Source organism: Burkholderia sp. LMG 13014 (assembly GCF_905232215.1).
Taxonomy (GTDB): Bacteria; Pseudomonadota; Gammaproteobacteria; order Burkholderiales; family Burkholderiaceae; genus Burkholderia.
Map to the genome: position 1 here is coordinate 1 of NZ_CAJNKE010000628.1, position 3,311 is coordinate 3,311.

General features: G+C 67.1%; 2 protein-coding genes. Both read left to right on the forward strand.

Features of this window, described 5'->3' with window-relative positions; all coding sequences use genetic code 11:
• The coding region (gene peaD / locus JYJ84_RS32145; RefSeq protein WP_205189961.1) for a quinohemoprotein amine dehydrogenase subunit beta at nt 1–1,009 on the forward strand (1,009 nt) is incomplete at its 5' end.
• Nucleotides 1,010–1,054: 45 nt separating this feature from the next.
• A complete protein-coding gene (locus JYJ84_RS32150) occupies nt 1,055–2,773 on the forward strand; it encodes an AMP-binding protein (RefSeq protein WP_175221696.1) in 1,719 nt (572 codons plus the stop codon).
• Nucleotides 2,774–3,311: the final 538 nt, after the last annotated feature.

Genomic DNA, 3,311 nt, shown 5'->3' on the forward strand with positions numbered 1-3,311 from the left:
CGCCGTCACGAACTATCCGAACAACCTGACGGTGATCGACACGGGCACCGACAGCGTCGTCAAGACCTGCTCGCTGCCCGACGCGTTCGGCCCCGGCACGATCCAGATCAGCCCGGACCGCACGCGCGCGTATGTGCTGAACAACCATTACGGCGACCTGTACGGTGTCGATCTCGATTCGTGCAAGACCGTGTTCCATGCGGAGCTCGCGGAAGCCGGCAACGAGCGTGCGCGCGCGATGTTCTCGGTCGGGCTGAGCCCCGACGGCAAGGAGATCTACAGCGTCGTCAACCCGACGAAGCTGAACCGCGACAGCTACGAAGTGCAGTCGCCGCGCCTGCAGGTGTACCGCACCGATGGCGGGCTCGACGCGAAGCCGGTGCGCACCTTCGCGGCACCGCGCCAGACGACGATGCTGCAGGCTGCGGACGACGGCTCGCTGTTCATCGTCGGCGCGGACATCTACCGGATGAACGTGCAGACCGGCAAGTACGACGTCGCGGTGCCGCTGCGCAACTGGAAGCAGCCGCTGCACGGCCAGCCGGACGTGCTGTACGTGTGGCCGCAGCAGCGTCCGCAGCATACGTTGAACCTGCTCTATACGGCCGACCGCTTCAAGGACGAGAAGAAGGACCAGGCCGCCGCGCAGACGATGTATGGCTACGTCGACATCGACCTGAAGACGGGCAACGCGACGGTCAAGGATTTCGCGCCGGTCACCGAGGTGTATTTCACGGGCGGACTGTCGCCGAAGGATCCGAACGCGATGTACGGCGTGCTGAACCGGCTCGCGAAGTACGACGTGAAGAACGAGAAGCTGGTCGAGGCCGCGCCGCTCGATCATTCGTATTACTGCCTGTCGTTCAATCGCGAGGGCAGCAAGCTCTACCTCGCGGGCACCTTCAACACGGTTGCCGTGTACGACGCCGATACGCTGAAGAAGCTGAAGGACATTCGCGTGCCGGGCGGCGACATGGCGATCACGACCGCGCAGATGTTTACACGATGATGCACGCGCCGGCCCGCGGGCCGGCGCGGCCGATCAGGAGACACCATGACCACCGCCATCGCCACCGGCGTGCCGCTCGACGGCCTGTCGATCGTGCGGGGCCGCACCGACGTGCCGCTGTCGGATGCGACCGTCGCCACGCTGCTGCACGACACCGCGGCGCGCTTTCCGGCGCGGCCGGCCGTCGTGTTCCGCGAGCAGGGCATTCGCTGGGACTGGCGCACGTTCGCGCACGAGATCGACGTCCTCGCGGCCGGCCTCGTCGCACTCGGGATCGAGCCGGGCGACCGCGTCGGCATCTGGTCGCCGAATCGCGTCGAATGGCTGCTCACCCAGTTCGCGACCGCGCGCATCGGCGCGATCCTCGTCAACATCAACCCGGCCTACCGGCTCGCGGAACTCGACTACGCACTGAACAAGGCAGGCTGCCGCGCGCTGATCGCGGCCGAGCAGTTCAAGTCGTCGAAGTACCTGGAGATGCTGCAGGCGCTCGCGCCGGAACTCGCGCATTGCGCGCCGGGCGAACTGCATGCCGCGCGGCTGCCGGCGCTGCGCATCGTGATCCGGATGGGCGACGGCCGCACGCCGGGCATGCTGCGCTATCCGGACGTCGTCGCGCGCGGCCGCGACACACTCGATGTCGCGCGGCTCGATGCGATCGGCGCGACGCTCGCGGCCGCCGATCCGATCAACATCCAGTTCACGAGCGGCACGACCGGCAGCCCGAAGGGCGCGACGCTCACGCACCGCAACGTCGTCAACAACGCGCGCTTCATCGCGATGGCGATGCGGTTCAGCGAGCAGGACATGCTGTGCATCCCCGTGCCGCTGTATCACTGCTTCGGGATGGTGCTGGCCGTGCTCGCATGCGTATCGACGGGCGCGGCGATGGTGTTCCCGGGCGAAGCGTTCGACCCGGTCGCGACGCTCGCGGCGGTGGCCGACGAACGCTGCACCGCGCTGCACGGCGTGCCGACGATGTTCATCGCCGAGCTTGACCATCCTGAGTTCGCGACATTCGACCTGTCGACGCTGCGCACCGGCATCATGGCCGGCTCGCCGTGCCCGATCGAGACGATGAAGCGCGTCGTGTCGCAAATGCATCTGTCGGAAATCACGATCGCATACGGGATGACGGAAACGAGCCCGGTGTCGTTCCAGAGCTCGACCGACGATCCGCTCGAGAAGCGCACGACGACGGTCGGCCGCGTGCAGCCGCACTTGGAGGTGAAGATCGTCGATCCGGACGGGCGCATCGTGCCGGTCGGCGCGACAGGCGAGCTGTGCACGAAGGGCTATTCGGTGATGCTCGGCTACTGGGACGACGAAGCGAAAACGCAGGAAACGATCGTCGACGGCTGGATGCACACCGGCGACCTCGCGACGCTCGACGCGGACGGCTACTGCAACATCGTGGGCCGGCTGAAGGACATGGTGATCCGCGGCGGCGAGAACATCTACCCGCGCGAGATCGAGGAATTCCTGTTCCGCCATCCGAAGATCCAGAGCGTGCAGGTGTTCGGCGTGCCCGACGCGAAGTACGGCGAGGAGCTGTGCGCGTGGATCGTGCTGCGCGCGGACGAGCAGATGTCGGAGGACGACGTGCGCGGGTTCTGCCAAGGGCAGATCGCGCACTACAAGATTCCGCGCTACATCCGCTTCGTCGACGAGCTGCCGATGACGGTGACGGGCAAGGTGCAGAAGTTCGTGATGCGCCAGCAGATGATCGACGCATGGGGGCTGAAAGCCGCCGATACCGCGTAGTGCCTGACGGGCGGCCGCCGTGCCGCCCGCTACGCCTGCGATGACCGCCCGCCGGGCGGCTTTCCCTGCCGCCCCGTCCGCCCGGGGTAAAATGCGCGCCACGCCGCGATGTCGCGCGCGACGGACATTCCGCCGTTCCGACGAACGGCGCACGCAAATGCCCGGCGCCCGCACCGGGGCGTTCGAAGCGTCCCCCGCATGACAAGACCGCGCGAGGCAGCCGGCTGCCCGACAGGCACCCGATCCACGGATCGGCGGCTGCGTCGGCGCCCGGCGCGTCGCCGGCTTCCGATGCCCATCCTGCGCTTTCCCGACCGAACGGCACGCATGCGGCGGATCGTCCGATTCGTCTGATGAATGGCATGCCGGCTTGCCGACGGTGTCCGGTGGTTCGCCGGGACCGTCGCGGGTTCATGCGCGGGCACGCTTCGTAACGACGTAAAAGCGTAAAGGTTTCGACAGGGTCGAGTGGCGAGTTTTCCATCCAGAACAATGACGGTGAATAGAACAACAGCGTCGCCCGCACGGCGGCGGCGCG